This window comes from Methylocystis sp. ATCC 49242, assembly GCF_000188155.2.
Classification (GTDB): Bacteria; Pseudomonadota; Alphaproteobacteria; order Rhizobiales; family Beijerinckiaceae; genus Methylocystis.
On sequence record NZ_KE124770.1, the window covers coordinates 18697 to 36204 of the forward strand.

Annotated in this window: 15 protein-coding genes; 2 read left to right on the plus strand and 13 right to left on the minus strand. The window is 61.6% G+C overall.

Annotated features, from left to right (window positions below):
* Nucleotides 1–82 precede the first annotated feature (82 nt).
* On the plus strand, nucleotides 83–214 hold the full coding sequence (locus tag MET49242_RS26300) for a hypothetical protein (protein ID WP_256378544.1): 132 nt from the start codon (nucleotides 83–85) through the stop codon (nucleotides 212–214).
* 71 nt (nucleotides 215–285) lie between these two features.
* Here MET49242_RS26300 and MET49242_RS00250 read toward each other — a convergent pair whose 3' ends face one another.
* Nucleotides 286–498 (minus strand): hypothetical protein, encoded by a 213-nt coding sequence (locus MET49242_RS00250; protein ID WP_036279203.1) that lies wholly within the window; start codon nucleotides 496–498, stop codon nucleotides 286–288.
* A 239-nt stretch (nucleotides 499–737) separates the two neighbouring features.
* The gene (locus tag MET49242_RS00255; RefSeq protein WP_036279206.1) at nucleotides 738–950 is read right to left on the minus strand and encodes a hypothetical protein; all 213 of its coding nucleotides are present in this window, start codon (nucleotides 948–950) and stop codon (nucleotides 738–740) included.
* A gap of 446 nt (nucleotides 951–1396) precedes the next feature.
* Between MET49242_RS00255 and MET49242_RS00260 the strand changes: the two genes are divergently transcribed.
* Nucleotides 1397–2299, plus strand: a complete 903-nt coding sequence (locus tag MET49242_RS00260; RefSeq protein WP_036279209.1) for a recombinase family protein — start codon at nucleotides 1397–1399, stop codon at nucleotides 2297–2299.
* Nucleotides 2300–2319: 20 nt separating this feature from the next.
* Here the strand turns inward: MET49242_RS00260 and repC are convergent, their stop codons facing one another.
* The 11 genes from repC to MET49242_RS00315 form a co-directional block, all read right to left on the minus strand.
* Nucleotides 2320–3624 (minus strand): plasmid replication protein RepC, encoded by a 1305-nt coding sequence (gene repC, locus MET49242_RS00265; protein WP_036279212.1) that lies wholly within the window; start codon nucleotides 3622–3624, stop codon nucleotides 2320–2322.
* Nucleotides 3625–3785: 161 nt separating this feature from the next.
* The gene (gene repB / locus MET49242_RS00270; protein WP_036279312.1) at nucleotides 3786–4805 is read right to left on the minus strand and encodes a plasmid partitioning protein RepB; all 1020 of its coding nucleotides are present in this window, start codon (nucleotides 4803–4805) and stop codon (nucleotides 3786–3788) included.
* Nucleotides 4802–6010 carry a plasmid partitioning protein RepA gene (repA, locus tag MET49242_RS00275; protein WP_036279215.1) on the minus strand — a complete coding sequence of 403 codons (1209 nt, stop codon included), beginning with the start codon at nucleotides 6008–6010 and terminating at the stop codon, nucleotides 4802–4804. Before repA ends, repB begins: the two co-directional genes overlap by 4 nt.
* 461 nt (nucleotides 6011–6471) lie before the next feature.
* Complete coding sequence (locus MET49242_RS00280) at nucleotides 6472–8160, minus strand: OprO/OprP family phosphate-selective porin (protein ID WP_244430602.1); 1689 nt, start codon at nucleotides 8158–8160, stop codon at nucleotides 6472–6474.
* 269 nt (nucleotides 8161–8429) lie between these two features.
* The gene (locus MET49242_RS00285) at nucleotides 8430–8957 is read right to left on the minus strand and encodes an NADH-quinone oxidoreductase subunit B family protein (protein WP_036279218.1); all 528 of its coding nucleotides are present in this window, start codon (nucleotides 8955–8957) and stop codon (nucleotides 8430–8432) included.
* A gap of 14 nt (nucleotides 8958–8971) precedes the next feature.
* Complete coding sequence (locus MET49242_RS00290) at nucleotides 8972–10489, minus strand: NADH-quinone oxidoreductase subunit C (RefSeq protein ID WP_036279221.1); 1518 nt, start codon at nucleotides 10487–10489, stop codon at nucleotides 8972–8974.
* Between the two features lie 18 nt (nucleotides 10490–10507).
* Nucleotides 10508–11959, minus strand: coding sequence for a hydrogenase 4 subunit F (locus tag MET49242_RS00295; protein WP_036279224.1), 1452 nt, complete (start codon nucleotides 11957–11959; stop codon nucleotides 10508–10510).
* Nucleotides 11956–12618, minus strand: a complete 663-nt coding sequence (locus tag MET49242_RS00300) for a hydrogenase-4 component E (RefSeq protein WP_036279228.1) — start codon at nucleotides 12616–12618, stop codon at nucleotides 11956–11958. The genes MET49242_RS00295 and MET49242_RS00300 overlap by 4 nt, the downstream gene beginning before the upstream one ends.
* Nucleotides 12618–13571: a respiratory chain complex I subunit 1 family protein gene (locus MET49242_RS00305; RefSeq protein WP_036279231.1), complete on the minus strand. Its 954-nt coding sequence runs from the start codon at nucleotides 13569–13571 to the stop codon at nucleotides 12618–12620. The genes MET49242_RS00300 and MET49242_RS00305 overlap by 1 nt, the downstream gene beginning before the upstream one ends.
* Nucleotides 13568–15565 (minus strand): hydrogenase 4 subunit B, encoded by a 1998-nt coding sequence (hyfB, locus tag MET49242_RS00310; protein ID WP_036279234.1) that lies wholly within the window; start codon nucleotides 15563–15565, stop codon nucleotides 13568–13570. The genes MET49242_RS00305 and hyfB overlap by 4 nt, the downstream gene beginning before the upstream one ends.
* Before the next feature lie 33 nt (nucleotides 15566–15598).
* On the minus strand, nucleotides 15599–17254 hold the full coding sequence (locus MET49242_RS00315) for a SulP family inorganic anion transporter (protein WP_036279238.1): 1656 nt from the start codon (nucleotides 17252–17254) through the stop codon (nucleotides 15599–15601).
* Nucleotides 17255–17508: the final 254 nt, after the last annotated feature.

Genomic DNA, 17508 nt, shown 5'->3' on the forward strand with positions numbered 1-17508 from the left:
GGTGACGGCGCGCCACTATCGCGCCCGCCCGGCGAACGGCGACAGGGCTGCGTGACGCGCGCCGCAATGAAAGGAGAAAGCCATGAAAGGCCGCAGATTTACGATCGAACCCGAGAAGCGGGGACCGGGCGCCGCAGTAGCATGGGCCATGGGGCTCGGCTTCGTCCTCGCCGCCCTCGCCACGGAGGTCTCTCTCGGCGCCCTGACCTTCTGAGGGCGTCCGCCCGGCGCGCAGAACGGCCCCGGCGGCCTTTCGCCGGCGGCGCGGCCGGCCGGGGGTTTTCCTCAGGCGGGGATGGGGAGCGGATCGCGAGCCTGCTCCATCAACAGATCGAGTGTCGCGATCTCCTCCTCGAGATCGCGTATCCGGGCCTCGAGCGCGCGAATGACCGCCGCCGCCTCGAAACCGTCGGGATTGCGGATCGAGGCTATTCGTTCACCATTTTCCCACATGCAGAATTCGAGTTTCTGCAGTCGATCCAGAAGGGATGAGTCCATAGGGCAAAGCTCCGAAGCTGTGCTGTCAGTCCAGCCACGTAAACATGAATCATAGGTTACGTCGATGGAAAATATTGAATTTTCCATGCTGAATGCTTTTCAACACGCAATTCGTAAGTGAGGCCATATGTAAACTTACAGAAAAAACAGGCGCAGATGCGCTTTTATAGTCACGTTCACGCTTCGATTATTTCCAGCCCAACGCCGAAGACATGGACCAGATGCGCGCCCGCCCTCGTTCAGTCGCAAACCGGATCGGGATCGCCGCGCGCCTCAAGAATATGGTCGAGCGCTTCGATCTCCTCCTCGAGCTCGCGGAGCTTCGCCTCGAGATCCCGGATTGCCGCCGCCGCCTCGAAACCGTCGGGATTGCGAAGACAGCCAATGACTTCGCCATGTCTCCAGGGGTGGTAATCCAGCGCCTCGAGCCGGTCCAAAAGCGATGAAATCATCGTGATAATCCCAACTTATATTACTCAGCCCAAGGTAGTGAACTGATAAAATGTAAACAGTTTCTTATGATTTTCGTCCGGTCCCGGCCGGTGCGGAACTTTTTGCGCGGCCCTCGCCCGGCCCGGCGATCATGAACCGCCCTCAGGCCCCTGAATCAGCTCCCGGAATCCGCCGCCGGGTGAAGAAGCGAGAAGACCGTTCCCGAGACGCTTGCATAACCCGCCCCGGCGCGGGCAATTTAGCAGGCGCTCGAATTCAGAGCGGCCGCCGAGGTTCAGCATGCCATCAGACGACAGGATCAAACAGGCGCTCATCGTGGCGGGGGCCGTTCTCGCCGGCCTCGCCTGGGTTGCGCTGCTGTTGTATCTGATCGGGATACGCGCGGGCCGCTTCGCATGAAACGGTCCCGCAGGACCGCGCGGCGACGCGCTGACGGCGCAGGCGGATGACCCTCATCGGCTATGCGCGCGTCTCGACCGAGGATCAGGCGACGGACGCGCAGGCGGACGCGCTGGCCGCCGCCGGCTGCGCGGTCATTTTCCGCGAGCACATGTCGGGCGCGAAGGCGTCGCGGCCCGAGCTGGCGAAGGCGCTGGCGCGCGTCGGCAAGGGCGACGTGCTGGTGGTGGCGCGGCTCGACCGGCTCGCCCGCTCCCTCTCCCATCTTCTCCGGGTGATCGCCGAGCTCGACGCGCGGGGCGCGCATTTCAGGTCGCTCGCCGACCCGATCGACACCACGACGCCGCAGGGGCGTTTCGCGCTTCAGGTGCTCGGCGCCGTCGCGGAGCTGGAACGCGCGCTGATCCAGGAAAGAACCAGGGATGGGCTGAAGGCCGCCAGAAAGCGCGGCCGCGTCGGCGGCAATCCGAAATTGCGCGCCAGGGATCCGCAGGCCATCCGCCGCATCGCCGACGCGCGCAGCCGGAGCTATTTCGACCGGGTCAATCAGGACGCCGGCGCGTGGCTCCCCACGGTCAGGCAGATGCGTCCCGAACATCGCTGGGAGGATGTTGTTCGCGTCCTCAACGCCAAAGCGCAGGGTGGCGGCTCCCCGTGCTGGACCGTCGAGCGCCTAAAGCGCGCCGTCAAACGCTTCGTCGCCGAGGGGCTGGCCGATCCCGACCTCCTCCGCCCCGCCCGCCGCAGGCAAAGCAGCGAGCGGCTGCTCACCCTCGTCGCCGGCGTCGCGCGCGCCAATCCGCAACTGACGCTGGCCCAGATCGGCGCGCAGCTCGAAGCCATGTTCGAGCGCACCCCGCGCGGCGGAACGCGCTGGTCGCCCTCCTCGGTGAAGAGCCTGCTCGATCGCGCCGAAAGGCTCGGGCTGCTGGCGCGCGACGGGCGATAAAGTAAGGCAGGCAGGTCGGCTCACCCTGCGGCCTTTTGCTTTCGGGGGGTTTTTGCGCGCAGCAGGGCCATGAGCAGGGGGCCGAGGGAGAATTCGCCGGCCTGCGCTTTGGCGGTGAGGGCGCGCAGATAGCCGCCGGCGCTTCTGATTTCTTCGCTGCGTTGCAGGATGGCGGCGATGACGATTGCGGCGTCATGTTCGCCCATCGTCTCCAGCGCCTGCGACCAGGCGTCGGGAGAGACGCCCAGCGCCGGGCGCGCGACCGCCGCCGCCGCGGCGAGGTCGCGCCAATTGGCGATTTCCCCGCCCCTGGCGTAATCGAGGATGTCCGGACAGGCCGAGAGCACCATGCCGAGCGGATAGGTTTTCGCCGCGCCGCCGCCGCCGGGGTTGAGCGCGCCGGCGGATGGCGGTTCGGGCGCGACCGGCGGCGGCGATCGCCGGCCGGTCGGTCCGGACGGTTCGGGCCCGCCTTCTCGAAGGCTTGGTTCAGAATCGCGAGAGTCGGTGATTTGATTTTGTATGTGGCGCTCAGAATGGGACTCACTGGCGCTCTTTTTTCGGCCGTTCACGTGGTCTTCCAGCAGCTTGCGGAGTTGCGCGGCAAAGCCCGCGAGATCGCCCGCCAGAGCCTCCAGATCACGACGGGTGAGATTGCGGGCGTAGCGGGCCGCGAGCCGCAGATAGCCGTCCTGCGCGCCCCGCCAGTCGCCGGGAACCCCCTCCCCGACGCCGGTCTCGATCATCTTGACGATGTCGCGCCGCGCCAGCGTGATCTTCTCCCGCAAGAGCGCCATCGCCCGGCTTTCGGCCCGCGCCTCCTCGGCGAGATTCTCGATCTCATCGGCGCGCGCGACGAGCGGCGTCAGATCGAAGCCGAAGGCGTTTTCGATCTCTCCCCCCTGCCCCTTGCGCGCATAGCGTTTGCCGTTGGGGGAGTCGCGGCGGATGATCAGCCCGGCCTCGACGAGACTGGCGAGATGGCGGCGCAGCGTCGCCGGCGCCATGCCATGGGCGCGGATCGACAATTCGCGGTTCGACGGGAAGACGACGAGGCCGGCGCGCTCCTCCCCCGCCGCGGCCGGCAGGCTCAGCGCCGTCTCCTGATGGAAGCTCAGCAGCGCATGCAAAACCGAAAGCGCGCGGTCGGTGACGCCGAGCGGCCCCTTCGCCTCGGTGAGCGCGCGGAACAGCCGCCATTTGTGCACGACCGTCTGCGCCGCGCCGGGGCGCTCAGCAAAATCCTTCATCGCCGCCTGGCTCGCCACCATGGCGAGCGTCAGCGACCGCCGCCCGAAGGGCGTCGTCGGCTGTGTCTGCATCATCCTTCGCCCTCTTCAGGCAAAAGAAATCCGCTCGCCAAAACAGCGCCCAGTATTGACAGCAATTTGCGGAAGTGATTCTCTAGAGGTGCGAACTACAGAGAGGCTTCCGGGCGGCGACGTTTCGGGGGCCTTTTTCTTTTGCTGATGTTGCTCCTTCGTTTTCAAAGATCTTTCGGGACGTTTTCGACGTCCCCGGAAGCGTGAAACGCCTCGATCAATTCCGGCAGGCGGCCGGCCAGGAACCGCGCGAATGCTGCGCCGTCCGGTTTTGCGAGCCTCACCTTGACGTCGCGCGTCGTGGCTCTGATCTCGGCGACAGCCTGACCCCTGGCGTCGTTGATCGCAATCACCGATGGGGCAGGGGTCCCGTTTTCATCTGTGCGCTTCGCCGCTTTCAACACGCGCAGGAATCGTTCGTCCGCTTCCGCCCTGGCGAAGGCCGGGCCATCGGTCGCCGCCCTGGCTCTCTTGATCGCGGTCTTGTCCTGAAGGGCTTCGGCGAGTTCCTGCCAGCGGCCGCGGCCGATCTTCGGCGCCTTGCCAATGGCCCGAACCAGTTCCTCGGGCACCGCCCTTGCGACGGAAATGAGCTTCGAAGCCTCGGCTCGATCGATGGCGAGCGCCTGTTGAATGATTGTCCGGCTTCGGCCGCTGGCCTCGAGTCTCAGAGCAAAAACCGCGCGCTCGATGAAGCTCAGATCCTCGCGCGCGGCGTTTTCGACGCCCTGTGCGACGACGAGCTCGTCGTCGCTGAGCGCCCGGACAATCGCCTTTACCGAGCGTCCGAGCAGTCGGGCCGCCCGAATTCGGCGGTGTCCGAAAGCCGTCTGATAGCGGCCGGGCGCGGCTACATGCTCGCGAAGAAGGACCGGTATCTCCTGCCCCCGTTCGGCGATCGATTGTTTTAGCGCCTCGAAGGAAGGGTCGTCCTCCTGGGCGAACCGGTCAGCGAATGGCGAGGGGTCGATCAGCGCCGGGTCGACGTCGACCACCTGCTCGGCGTTCTCCAGCCGCGCGCGAAGGGATTCGTTTTCGCGCTCGACGTCCGAAAAGGTTTCCTGCATCGAGCGGACCGGCCCCGCCGCGACGCGCCTTGGTTCGGCCCGCATGTTGTCAGCAGACAACACCGGGGTGGGGGCTCGCGTAAAAAGGGAGCGCAACGTGTCCGTGCGTTTGCTCATCGCCGCCATACCCCCCTGACGAGACCGAGGATTTCGTTGTTGGCCCCGTTGACCGATTCGAGCGCTCTTTCATAAGCCGCTCGCCCCACCGAACCCTTGTCCAGCTCGTAGAGCGACTGCTTGGTCAGACCCGCGTTGGCGATGGCCGTCGACTTCCAGACGGTGGCGCGCAGGACGTCCTCGCCGAACAGATTGCGAAGCAAAGCGACGATCTGGGTCTCCGGCACGTCATTGGGGTCGTGACGGGTCACGACATAGCGGATGAAGTCGTAATCGAGCTGCCCTCCCGCCTCTTCAATCACCGACATCACGTCGGAGGTCATGAGCAGAAATTGATTCATCGACGCGACATCCACCATTTGCGGATGGATCGTGATCAGCATGGCGGTCGCCGCGTTGAGCGCGCCCATGGTGAGATAGCCCAGCTGCGGCGGGCAATCGATCACGACGATGTCGAAGTCTTCCTCCACCTCCGCGACGGCGGCGCCGACGCGCCGGAAAAACACATTCGCGCCGCGCAGCGACCGCTCGGCCATCGCGCGCGGCGTATGGTGCTCGAACTCCATCAGCTCCAGATTGCCGGGAACCAGGGAGACGCCGTCGAAATAGGTCGGCCGCACGACCTCGCGCATGGGGCGCCGCGCATCGTCGTAGCGGATCGCGCCGTAAAGCGTTTCGCCCTCGCCGAGGTCGAATTCCGGCTGATAACCGAACATCGCCGAAAGCGACGCCTGCGGATCGAGATCGATCGCCAGAACCCGAAACCCCTGAAGCGCGAGAAACTGCGCGAGATAAAGCGCCGTGGTCGTTTTGGCCGAGCCGCCCTTGAAGTTGGCGACGGCGATAACCTGCAGTTTGTCGCCCTCACGACGCGCAGGCAGGAACGAAAGCGCCTCCTTCGGCCGTGCGCCGGCCAGATATTGACGCAGCTCGCGAATCTGCGCCGGCGTGTATGAGCGACGTCCGCCCGCCGTCAAGGACGGGGCGGGGCCAAGTCCGTCGAGCGACAATTGCCGCAGATAGCCGTCCGACACGCCGAGAAAGCGGGCGACCTCTCCGGAGGAGAAAGACCGCAAGCTCTTTTTGGACGAGGGAGGAAACAGCGTCTCGCTCAAAGACTGCAATTGGCCCGACAAGACTTTCGCGTGTCGACTGAGACGCACAAGCGCGCTCTCAGCGGCATGAGAAGGCTGGGCGCTTGGCATACTTGCCATTGGAGACGGTTCCTGAGCGTTAGACGGCGATTTTCCGTCTCAAACTAAAAGCTGATTCTCACTCCTTGGCAAGAATTAAAGGGTTAATGAAATCTTAATGGCTTATCCTCACTCGGGCGTCGACTTCCTGAAGGGTGAGCGCAAACAACGCTGTGGACTCAAGAACAAAGCCATCAGCAACTGAAAGAAGAACTTCGCCTCGATCAAGCCGGAAGCGCGAACATGGCGGGGACTTTGCTCATTTTCGAGCGTCTTCTGGATTACTCCGAGTCTGCTCGAATTGATTCGGATTCGTGTCTCGATGACGGGGCGACGCCGGGAGCAGGGGCGCACTCACGAAAGTCAGCCGCCGCTGACTTCTTTTCGAGAGCGCGCCCGCCGATTGCGAATCGTCATTCGCTCTCTGCCTGGAGACCGGAGATCCACAAACTCGGCAGATCCCGCGCCAGGCATTACCAGTATATTTGCGCGCGAGCTTCGAAGAGGTTCGGATGCGCGCCGTTGAAATATGGTCCCTGGCGAGCCGGAACGCCGGCGGAGAACAGACCGTAGTCGTTGAGCGGAGCGGACGTCTGCATGACATGCGTCCAGTTGAACTGGAAATGGAAGCCGTTTTCCGGATACCAGTTCAGCCCCAGCGTGAAATTCTGCTGCCTTCCGCCGACGACGCCGGCATTCGCCACAGCGCTGGCCGCCAGGGGATTGGGTGACACAAGTGTGGTGTAGGCGAGCATATTGTAAAGCGCGGAGCCCGAAAACGGCCCGCTGTTGAGATTGACCTCGCTGTATCGCGCGGCGACGCCGATGGCGCCGAAGCCACCCTCGCTGAAAGGATGTTTGATCTTGATTTGCGTGAAATTCGCGCCAATCTTGTCGCTGACGTTGTAAGCTGCGGCGCGCTCCTCGCCGGTCAGATACCACTGGCCATAGACGTAAAAGCCGACGAAATAATGCGACGCGCCGCCTGGCGCGAATGCGCCACCCAAGCGCGCCAGCATGATCCTCGTCGGATCGCGGTTCACTTGCTGGCCCAGATACTCTGCCTGAAGCGAGAACGGTCCATGCGCGGCGGACATCTCCACTCCGAAGGATTCGACATTATTTACACAATGTGCGGCCGCGGCCGTCGTCCCGCCGGGCGTAATGATGGAGCCGCAGGAGAGGTCCGGCGTTCCCAATAGCCCCTGATTCAGGATATAATTCTCCGACCGCACGCGATTGCCGAGCCTTAACACCCGATCGTCCGAAAGGCCCGTCGCGTCATTGGGCTGGTGATAGCGGCCGGAAACGCCGAGATGCAGCAAATCATGCTCGGTCTTGATCGGCGCATATGTCAGGCGGCCCGTAAGATCGAAATATTGTCCGCCTCCCGTGGAAACCCATCCCGCTTTCGCCGGGACGCCGAACACGGCCGGGGTTCCAAAGGCCGGATTCATGTTCAGGTCCTCGAAACTCGTCGTGAATATGCCGCCCTTGGCCGACCAGTTGTCGCCATAGGCTCCGATAGCGGCGCCGAGATGTCGATTCGGCGCGATCGCGTCCACCGCCATCGCGCGTTCGATGAAGTCGCGGAAGCGCGAGGATGCGGTGAACTCCAGGCTGAAGGGCTCGAAATAGCTGCCAACGTGAATGAAGGCGGGCTCTTTGGCGAACGGCAATGTGAGCGCCGGATGTTGCAGGGCAATCCAGAAGTCCCGAATGCCGCCCTGCACGGGGGCGTTGAAGGGCCCACCATATTGCGCGCCGGCAAAATCATATTGGAGCTTGTAGAACCAGTAATTCGCCGCCTTGCCTTCGACTTCGAGGCGAACCTGTCGCACGCCCGCCTGACCCGACCAGCCGTTCAGCGGTTGTGTGGCCACGCCGCCGTCGAATTGCATGCGGCCGCCGATCTTGAAGCTGTATGCCTTATCCGCTGTCTCGACAAAAAGGCCGTTGCGGAAGCTCACGAAGACAGGCGGCGGCGCGGGCTTCGAGTCGCCGGACGCAAGCGACGCCGAATTCGCAACATTTGTCGCACGCGGAACGTTGGGAGAACTACGGCCGGCGCGTGTCTTCAGGGGTTTTGACCTTGCGCCGCCCTGCGCGCTGAGGAGAGCGTCGACCTTCGCCTCCAGAAGGCGCAAGCGTTCTTTCAGCATTCGGTTTTCCGCAGAGAGATCCCCTGCGGAAGCCGGAAAAACGGTGAGCGCCGAGAACAGGACGTTTCCGGTTGCGACTGCAGCGAGAAGTTCTCTTCCTGCCTGTTTCTGCATGATGTCATCCCTGCTGAACTCCTGACATCAGGTGTCGCAGGCGACGTTTTCTGCAGTTTTTCATTCAGCAATTGAATGTTGCTCGCGCATTTCCGGAAATCGGCAGATTTTCCAGCGCTGCATGTCATGGAAAAGAGAAGAAGTTTGGCCCCGGCTTACCTCGCCGCTTTTCCGGCGGCGTCGACCAGCGCGATCAGGCCCTTGAGCAGAGCAATCGGATCCGGCGGACAGCCTCTGACATGCAGGTCCACAGGAACAACCTTTGTAACTGCGCCGACGCAAGCGTAACTTCCAGCGAACACGCCGCCATCGAAAGCGCAGTCTCCGACCGCGACCACCCATTTTGGGTTAGGCGTCGCATCATAAGTCCGCTGAAGCGCCTCACACATATTCTTTGTCACCGGCCCCGTCACCATCAACACGTCCGCGTGTCGAGGCGAGGCGACGAAGCGCAGGCCGAATCGCTCCAAATCGTAATAGGGGTTGCTCAATGCATGGATTTCAAGTTCGCATCCGTTGCACGAGCCTGCGTCGACCTGGCGGACGGAAAGGCTGCGCCCCAGCGCCCGGCGCGCGCTCGTCGAAAGCGTTTCGCCAAGCTCCGCAAGCATTTTTTCATCAGATTCGGGCGGCGGCTCGGTGAGGACTCTTTGCATCAGAGCCTGAAAAAGAAGTCGTCTCATCGCGAAGATCGGTCCTAAAGGTCATGCCCCGAATAGGAGCAATTGAAGGATTTGTTGCACAAAGGAAAATCCGCGACGATGTTTCCCTTGATCGCCGCTTCAAGCAGCGGCCACTGGAACCATGAGGGATCGCGAAGATGAGAGCGTTCGACGACGCCCCCCGATATCCTGACCCAGGCAAGGATGTCGCCGCGGAAGCCTTCGACGAGCGCGGCGCCTTCGCAGATTGAATCATCCGACGGTCCGACATTCACATTAATCGGACCCGAGGGGAGTTGGTCCAATATCTGTTCGATGATCTGAAGCGACGCTTTCACTTCGTCGAAACGCACCCATACGCGCGCGTCGACATCGCCATCCGTGGAGGCGCCTGTTTCGAAAGAAAGCGCCGGATATGGCGCGTAGCCGATCGCCTTTCGGGCGTCGAACGAGCGACCGGACGCCCGGCCGACAAACCCGCCGCAAGCGTATTGCGCGGCGAGATTATTGCTCAGAACGCCGGTCGACACGGTACGATCCTGCAGGGAGGTTGTGTCGCCGTAGACAGTAATGAGCTGCGGCAGCGCCGACGAAATGGAGTCGATGAGGACACGAAGCGACGTTACGCCGTCCTCCGCGAGGTCGGTGACGATTCCACCGGGCGCAATTCGATCCATCATGAGGCGATGACCGAAGCATGTCTTCGAGGCCCTCAAAACCTTCTCGCGAACAACGCCGCAATGAGCATGCATCAATGAGAAGGAGGCGTCGTTGCAGATCGCGCCGATGTCGCCGATGTGATTGGCGAGACGCTCCAGTTCCGCCATCAGCGCACGCAAATAAATGGCCCGTGGAGGCGGTTCTATTCCAAGCGCCGCTTCGACAGCCTGCGCGAAGGCGAGACTATAGGCGACAGTGCTGTCGCCCGAGACACGCGCAGCCAACCTGGCCGCGCGGTCGATCGACGCGCCGGCCATGAGCTGATCAACGCCCTTGTGGACGAAACCCAGCCGCTCTTCGAGTCGAACAACAACCTCGCCATTCGCCGAAAAACGAAAGTGCCCCGGCTCGATGATTCCGGCGTGAACCGGGCCGACCGGTATCTGGTGAAGAGGCTCGCCTTCTGCTGGCAGAAAGGTATATTCATCGCGCGTCGAGTCGATCGTTTCCCGCGTTCCTCCCGGATAACGAAAGCCCCAGCGCCCATGGTCAAGCCACCTCCGGCGATCCGGCGTTTTTCGGGGCTCCAGTCCGTAAAGGTCGTGAATCGCCCGCTCCAGCCGGAGCGCGGGGGGATGCAATCGCCCGACTGACGGGAAGCGGGAATCCTCACATTTATAGGAAATGATGCGGAACTCCTTCGTCTCCTTTTCAAAGGTGGCAAGGAAGACGTTCGCCCCATCGCTCCAGAGGCTCAGCATGTCTCTGCCCCCCGTTGCGATCTGCTCGATCGCGCGCGACCATCCTGTTTCGTCCACGTTTTCACGCATCCATGGCCCCGCCTGCGGAGCCGACGACGCCGGGATCGGCTTGTCCTTGCGCGAGATCAGCATCTCCTGTCCCTCTCTTGCTTATCCCAACAATCGCGCCACGTTTTGAAACCAGGCGACTAGGTAGGAGGGGAGATAAAGTCCCGCGATCAGCACCAGAATGAGATGGGCGAAGAGCGGGACGACGGACGCCTCCACTTTCCCGATGCTGCGCGACGGTTCGCCGAAAGCCATGCTCGTCAATCGCATCAGCAGGGCGCCGAAAGCGAGAAGGAGACCGACGACGAGCGGAAGCGCCAGCCAGGGCTGCTGCGCGAAGGTCGAGCTCACGAGCAGAAATTCACTCATGAACAGGCCGAGCGGCGGCATGCCACATATTGCGAGCACGCCGAGAACGAGGCCCCAGCCCAGCACTGGATGGCTTTCCGTCAAGCCTCTTATCTCCGCGATCTTCTGCGTGCCCTTTACCTGAGCAATGTGGCCGACGGTAAAAAAAATCGCCGATTTCGTCAGGCTGTGCAGCGTCATGTGAAGGAGCCCGGCGAAATTCGCCAGTGGACCGCCGACGCCGAAGGCGAAAGCGATGATGCCCATGTGCTCGATCGAGGAATATGCGAAGAGTCGCTTTATGTCGTCGCGCCGGTAGAGCATGACGGCCGCGAAAATGAGAGATATGAGGCCAAGGACCATCAGCATCGGCCCCGGCGTGATCGCCGCCGCATTCGCCGTCAGCAGCATCTTGAAACGTAGCACCGCATAAAGCGCGACGTTGAGCAGCAACCCGGACAGGACCGCCGAAATCGGCGTCGGACCTTCCGCATGAGCGTCAGGGAGCCAGGCATGCATTGGCGCAAGGCCGACCTTCGTGCCATAGCCCAGCATCAGGAAGATGAAGGCGACATTCAGTAGTCTGGGACTGAATTGGGGAGCCTGTTGCATGAGGGACGACCAGACCATGGCGTTATACCCTTCGCCCAGCACCGGTTCGGCGGCCATGTAAACGAGGATCGTGCCAAACAGCGCCAGCGCAATGCCGACGCTGCCAAGAATGAAATATTTCCAGGCGGCCTCCAGTGCGTCGCGCGTCCGGTAAATTCCGACCATCAGGACTGTCGTCAGCGTCGCAACTTCCACCGCGACCCACATGAGACCGATATTGCTCGCGAGCAAAGCGAGATTCATCGCGCACATCAGGGACTGAAACATTGCATGGTAGAAGCGAAGATTTGTCGACGTAAGGCGACCGATCTCGATCTCATGCGCGATATAACTGGCGCTGAAAGCGCTTGTCGTGAAGCCGACGAAGGTGGAGAGCACGACGAAAACGATGTTGAGGTCGTCGACGGACAGGAAGCTCCCTGTCTCCTTGCCCTTGAAGAGGAGAATGATCGCATAGAAAAGCGTCACGCCGGACGCGGCCAGATTGATCTGCGCCGACCTTTGGTAATCCGTCCGGTAAATGAGAAGTATTATGGCGGCCGCCGCCGGTATCGCTATGAGGGCGTTGGACACCATCAGAATTTCGGAAATCATCGACGCTCTCCCCGCACGCGATCGAGCTCGAACAGATCAACCGTGTCGAAGCGCTCGCGAATTCTGAAAAGAAAGATTCCGATCACGATGAACGCGATCAGGACGGACAGCGCGACGCTGATTTCTACCACGAGCGGCATGCCATTCGCGCCGGCGGCGGCGAGGATGAGCCCGTTTTCGAGCGACATGAAGCCGATGATCTGGCTGACGGCGTTTCGGCGCGTCACCATCATCAGGAGACCCAGCAGTACGATCGATAGGGCAAAGGCGAGATCCTCTCTTGCGATCGGTTCGGCCTCGGTGGTTGACCGCAGCATGACGACGAGCGACAGGGCGACGAGAAAGATTCCGACGAGCATCGTCGGACCTATGCCGCCGACAACCTCGACAGTACGATGAATGCGCAGCCGTTTCACGATCTTGTGGAGGCTCAAGGGAATGATCAGAGCCTTGAAGATCAGGGCGATTCCAGCCGTCAGATAGAGATGGGGAGCCTGCTGGACATAGGCCTGCCATGCGACAGAGAGTGTCAGCAGGAAGGCGTGAAGCGCGAAAATATTGATGAGGCCGGACAGCCGATCCTGATAAAGCAGCATGAAGCTGACGAGCACCAGCCCACCGGCGAGGAGTTGCGCGATATCAAGCGAAAGATGCGTCATCAAAGACTCCGGGTGACAAAGACGAGCAGGGTTCCAAGGAGCCCCAGCATCAATGCGGCGCCGAGAAAATCCGGGACCCTGAAAACGCGCATCTTTGCGGTCGAGACTTCAAAGAAGGCAAGGAGAAAGCCTCCAATCGCAAGCTTTGCCAGATAAAACGCCGCGCCATTCGCCATCGCCCTGACGCCCGCATCGTGCGGCGCGAGGCCGAAGGGAAAAAAGACGCAGGCGATGAGCGACATGTAAAGCAACAGCTTGAGCGCCGTAGCGAGTTCGATGATGGCGAGATGACGTCCCGAATACTCCAGGATCATCGCCTCATGCACCATTGTCAGCTCGAGATGCGTCGCCGGATTATCGACGGGGATTCGGCCGTTCTCCGCTATTGCGACAATGATCAGGCCGATCAGCGCAAATCCAAATGAAACGCGCAGCTCAAGGTGTGACGCCATATAGGCCGCGACTTCGGAAAGCTGGGTAGACCCTGCGATGAGCGACACGACGAAAACGATCATGATCGTCGCGGGCTCGGCGAAGGAGCCAAACATCGTCTCTCGGCTGGACCCTATGCCGCCGAAACTCGTCCCGACGTCCATGCCCGCAAGCGCAAGGAAAAATCGAGCGCCGCCAAGCAGGGCCGTGAGCGCCAGCAGGTCCGCCGTCCAGCTGAACATCAATCCCGTAGCGAAAGTCGGCACGAGGGAAGCGGCGATCCATGTCATGGCGAAAATGATGTAAGGCGCCGACTGATAAAGCCAGGAAGCGTTCTCCGCGAGTACGGCCTCCTTTCGCAGCAGGCGGACAAGGTCGTAATAAGGCTGCAGTAGCGGCGGCCCCCGCCGGCGCAGCAGGCGCGCCTTCACCTTGCGCGTGAAGCCGATCAGCAACGGCGACAGCGCTAGCACGAGGGTCATTTGAACGGCTTGAGCGACGAGATCGAAAAGAAATGTCATAGCGCGGCGAGGGTGAGAAGGAAGACAAGTGCGACGAAGACAAGCGCGAGATATTCCTGGATCGTCAGGAAATTGAGGATGTTCAGTTTGCCCGCGCAGAACCAGACCGCGCGTGAGAGGGGACCATAAATGTAGTCCATGAACCGATCGTCGATCTCGACGCCAAATCTTGCGGCGCGCGTCTCTCCCGGCAGAGGGAAATCGAGCCGTTCTCGCGCAGAGAACGCAATTGCGCCAAGCGCCCGGCGGACCGGCTGCGCGAAGCTGCTCGCAGTATATTGCGTCGCGGGGTTTGCATCGACATAGCCGCAGTCCCATGCCGGCGCGCGCCGCGTCTCCCGCCGCCAGAAGCTGTGAATGAGCTTCATCGAACCCAATGTCGAAAACAGCATGAAGGCGAAAACGAGAAGTCCGTTATAGGAGCTGCGACTCTCGGCGATGGGCGCAATCGACAGCCAGGGGATCTGGCCCTGCGCGGGCATGCGGCCGCCGACATACTCCGCCGCAGCAGGCGAAATCGTGTCGATCATGAGACTGGGCAGCACGCCCGCCAGCAGGCAGGGACCGAGCAGCGTAGCCATGGCGCGCAGCGACCATTGGTCCGCTTCCGTCGCGCCTTCGGCGGCCGGAGAACGGGGGCGCCCCAAAAATGTGACGCCATAGGCGCGCACATAGCATCCCGCACCCAGCGCGGCGCTCAACGCCAGCGCCACTCCCGCCGCGGGCGTCGTGAGTTTCAATATCCATTGCGGCAGCGACGGACTCAGCAAGATCGCCTGGAAGATAAGCCACTCGGACACGAATCCGTTGAGCGGGGGCAGCGCCGAGATCGCCGCGCATCCGCCGAGGACGATGAAGGCGGTTTTCGGCATTCTGTGAATTAGGCCGCCCAACCGCTCTATGTTTCTCTCGCCCGTCGCGCCGAGCACCGCCCCCGCGCCGAAGAAAAGGATGCATTTGAAGAGCATGTGGTTGAACACGTGGAACAGCGCCGCCGTAAAGGCGAGCGCAGCGGGCGTCGCCTGGCCATTGGACTTGAACGCGAGCGCGAGCCCCAGCGCGATGAAGATGATGCCAATGTTCTCGATCGTGCTGTAGGCGAGAAGCTTCTTGAGGTCGCTCTGCATCGTGGCGAAGAGAACACCCACGAGAGCGCTGACCGCGCCGAAAACCAGCGGATGAATGGCCCACCAGAACGGCGGCTGCCCAAGGAGATCGAACACGACCCGGATGAAGCCGTATATCGCCACCTTGGTCATAACTCCGCTCATCAGCGCCGAAACATGGCTTGGGGCTGCGGGATGCGCGAGCGGCAGCCAGATGTGAAGCGGAACGAGCCCCGCCTTCGATCCGGCGCCCAAAGTAACCAGAGCGAGGACCAGACCGGCTTTCCAGCCCTCTCTGGTCGCTTCGCGGATGGTGGAGAAGTCATAGGCGCCGCCCACCCCACCCAGAAGACCGAAAGCCATCAGCAGGGAAAGCGTGCCGAAGCTCGCCATTACAAGGTAAATATACGCCGCCTTCCGGTTTTCGACGTCGTGATGATGCGCGAGCACGAGCGCCCAGGAAACGATCGACATGAATTCCCAGGAGACAAGAAATGTGAACGCGTCGTCCGCCAGCACGACGAGATTCATGCCGGCGATGAAAGCCGGAAAAAACGGAAGCACGCGCATCGGGCTTTTTTCATGCGCGCCGTATCCGATCGCATAGGCGCTCGCGGCGGCGCCGCCGATATTTATGACCGCCAGGAAGAAGGCGCTGAGCGCATCCAGACGAAAATGCATCCCGACCCACGGCAGTCCGAGCGGCAAGGTCGTCGATAGCGAATTCGCGCCTCTCGTCACGACGACCGCGATGAAAATCATTGCGCAGACGCCGCCGCAGGCGATGTAGACGCGTTCGCTGATGCGGTCGCGATCTCTCGAGAAGATCGAAAACGCGCTCACGCCGAATAATGCGGCGATGCACAGCAAGGCAATGTCAAGCGGCATTCGTCTCCCCTTCCGTGAAGTCGCAGCGTGGTCTCAGGCGCTCCGCTTGCGCGGAGCCAGGGGATGGTTGGACGTGGCGACCAGTTGATCGAGCCCGCGTATCTCGGCAAGACCGCCCTTGCCCCTGTAGTCCTCGCAGTAGTGATGAAGGTTCTCCATCACGGTGTGGTCGATCGAGGACGCTTGTGAAAGATCGAAGACGACGCATTTACCTTGCGGGATTCTCGAAAGATCGCTTTTGAGCGCGAGATAGTTGGCGAAGAAAGCCGCTCCCTTCACCTCGACATGAAACACGCCCGGCGCCCTCTCCTCGACGCTGCGACTGACTCCGAGGACGTCGCGCCAGTTGATGCTGCGCCAGAAATGGAAGAGAAATTCGGCAACGACGCCGATGGCGACCCCGATGAGAAGGTCGGTGGCGAGCACGCCGATTATGGTGATCAGAAAGACGCCGAGCTGGTCCCAGCCGATCTCCAGCGTCTTCCTGAACTCATGGGGCGAAGCGAGCCGATAGCCGGTGAAGACGAGAAGCGCCGCGAGCGAAGCAAGCGGGATCTCATGGATCACATTGGGAAACAGGGCGACGAAGACGAGCAGGAACAGGCCGTGGAAGAAATTGGCCCATCCCGTGCGAGCCCCGTTGTTTATATTTGCGGAGCTGCGCACGATTTCCGCGATCATCGGCAGACCGCCGATCAGGCCGCAGATCGTATTGCCGACCCCGACGGCGGCGATGTCGCGATTTAGATCGGAGGCGCGCTTGTAAGGGTCCAGCTTGTCGACGGCGGCGGCGCTCAGAAGGCTTTCGAGGCTTCCCACCAGCGCGATCGCGAACACCTGCTGCCAGAACAGCCGCTCGCCGACCCGGGCGAAATCCGGGAAGGCGAATCCGGCCAGGAAATTCTGCGGAAGCGAAACAAGGAACTTCGGGCCGATCGTGTATTCGTGATGCGGCATAAACTCCGCATTCGGCAGGAACAGATAGATGTGTTCGTCATTGAGGTCGAAATATTGGGCGAGCGCCATGCCGACGACGACGACGACCAGCGGCGCCGGGATCATTTTGAGACGGCGGTTGCTTACGAAGGTCCAGACGGCGAGAATCCCGATCCCGAGGAAACCGATGACCGCGACTTCGGGATTCATGTCCCTGAAGCTCGCCGGAATAGCCCCGATTGTCTGAAAAAGCGTCTGCGCCTCGGGCTTAACGCCGATCATGACGTGAATTTGTTTAGCCATGATGATGATGCCGATGGCGGCGAGCATCCCATGCACGGCCGAGGACGGAAAGAAGGCGCTCATCTTTCCGGCCTTCATCACGCCCATGAGAATCTGAATAATTCCTGCAAAGAAAACAGCCGCCAGCGTGTAGCGATATCCGGCCATCGCGTCGCCGGCGCCGAGTTCCTGAACCGAATCCAGAATGACGACGATAAGACCCGCGGCCGGCCCCATGATCGTCACATAGGAGCCGTTGATACGAGACACGAGGACGCCGCCGACGATCGCGGTGATAATTCCCGCCTGGGGCGGAAAGCCGGACGCCATAGCGATGCCGAGACACAAGGGAAGGGCGATGAGAAAAACCAGAAAGCCCGACAGGACATCGACGCGCCAGTTCTGGAGAAGGCCGGGGATCCCGGTCAGGGGCGCCTCCGGCGAATGGCTGGAAGGTCTTGCATAGTTCATGCTGCCGATGGCTCCGCAAAGAAGGAGGAGGAGGGGGCTGGCGCGCGGCGGCGCCCGTCCGCAGGGGCATTCCCGCATTTCCGGCGCTCGTCCGCGACGACGCTGGCGCCGCTTTCAACAAAGCCGTTGAATTTTTCGTGCGCGCCAATGTATTTTGCCACAATAAGCTGCTGTTTTTTGAGCTGCCTTGCAGGCTTTTCCGGACGGGATCGGAACTCCCGCAAGCAAGCGTCCGCGAAATGGCGTCCTCGGCC

What these genes read in the sequence shown, in the direction of transcription:
- MET49242_RS26300 (WP_256378544.1), top strand. Translation starts at nt 83, where the DNA reads ATGAAAGGCCGCAGATTTACGATCGAACCCGAGAAGCGGGGACCGGGC.
- MET49242_RS00250 (WP_036279203.1), bottom strand. Translation starts at nt 498, where the DNA reads ATGGACTCATCCCTTCTGGATCGACTGCAGAAACTCGAATTCTGCATG.
- MET49242_RS00255 (WP_036279206.1), bottom strand. Translation starts at nt 950, where the DNA reads ATGATTTCATCGCTTTTGGACCGGCTCGAGGCGCTGGATTACCACCCC.
- MET49242_RS00260 (WP_036279209.1), top strand. Translation starts at nt 1,397, where the DNA reads ATGACCCTCATCGGCTATGCGCGCGTCTCGACCGAGGATCAGGCGACG.
- repC (WP_036279212.1), bottom strand. Translation starts at nt 3,624, where the DNA reads ATGATGCAGACACAGCCGACGACGCCCTTCGGGCGGCGGTCGCTGACG.
- repB (WP_036279312.1), bottom strand. Translation starts at nt 4,805, where the DNA reads ATGAGCAAACGCACGGACACGTTGCGCTCCCTTTTTACGCGAGCCCCC.
- repA (WP_036279215.1), bottom strand. Translation starts at nt 6,010, where the DNA reads ATGCCAAGCGCCCAGCCTTCTCATGCCGCTGAGAGCGCGCTTGTGCGT.
- MET49242_RS00280 (WP_244430602.1), bottom strand. Translation starts at nt 8,160, where the DNA reads ATGCTGAAAGAACGCTTGCGCCTTCTGGAGGCGAAGGTCGACGCTCTC.
- MET49242_RS00285 (WP_036279218.1), bottom strand. Translation starts at nt 8,957, where the DNA reads ATGAGACGACTTCTTTTTCAGGCTCTGATGCAAAGAGTCCTCACCGAG.
- MET49242_RS00290 (WP_036279221.1), bottom strand. Translation starts at nt 10,489, where the DNA reads ATGCTGATCTCGCGCAAGGACAAGCCGATCCCGGCGTCGTCGGCTCCG.
- MET49242_RS00295 (WP_036279224.1), bottom strand. Translation starts at nt 11,959, where the DNA reads ATGATTTCCGAAATTCTGATGGTGTCCAACGCCCTCATAGCGATACCG.
- MET49242_RS00300 (WP_036279228.1), bottom strand. Translation starts at nt 12,618, where the DNA reads ATGACGCATCTTTCGCTTGATATCGCGCAACTCCTCGCCGGTGGGCTG.
- MET49242_RS00305 (WP_036279231.1), bottom strand. Translation starts at nt 13,571, where the DNA reads ATGACATTTCTTTTCGATCTCGTCGCTCAAGCCGTTCAAATGACCCTC.
- hyfB (WP_036279234.1), bottom strand. Translation starts at nt 15,565, where the DNA reads ATGCCGCTTGACATTGCCTTGCTGTGCATCGCCGCATTATTCGGCGTG.
- MET49242_RS00315 (WP_036279238.1), bottom strand. Translation starts at nt 17,254, where the DNA reads ATGAACTATGCAAGACCTTCCAGCCATTCGCCGGAGGCGCCCCTGACC.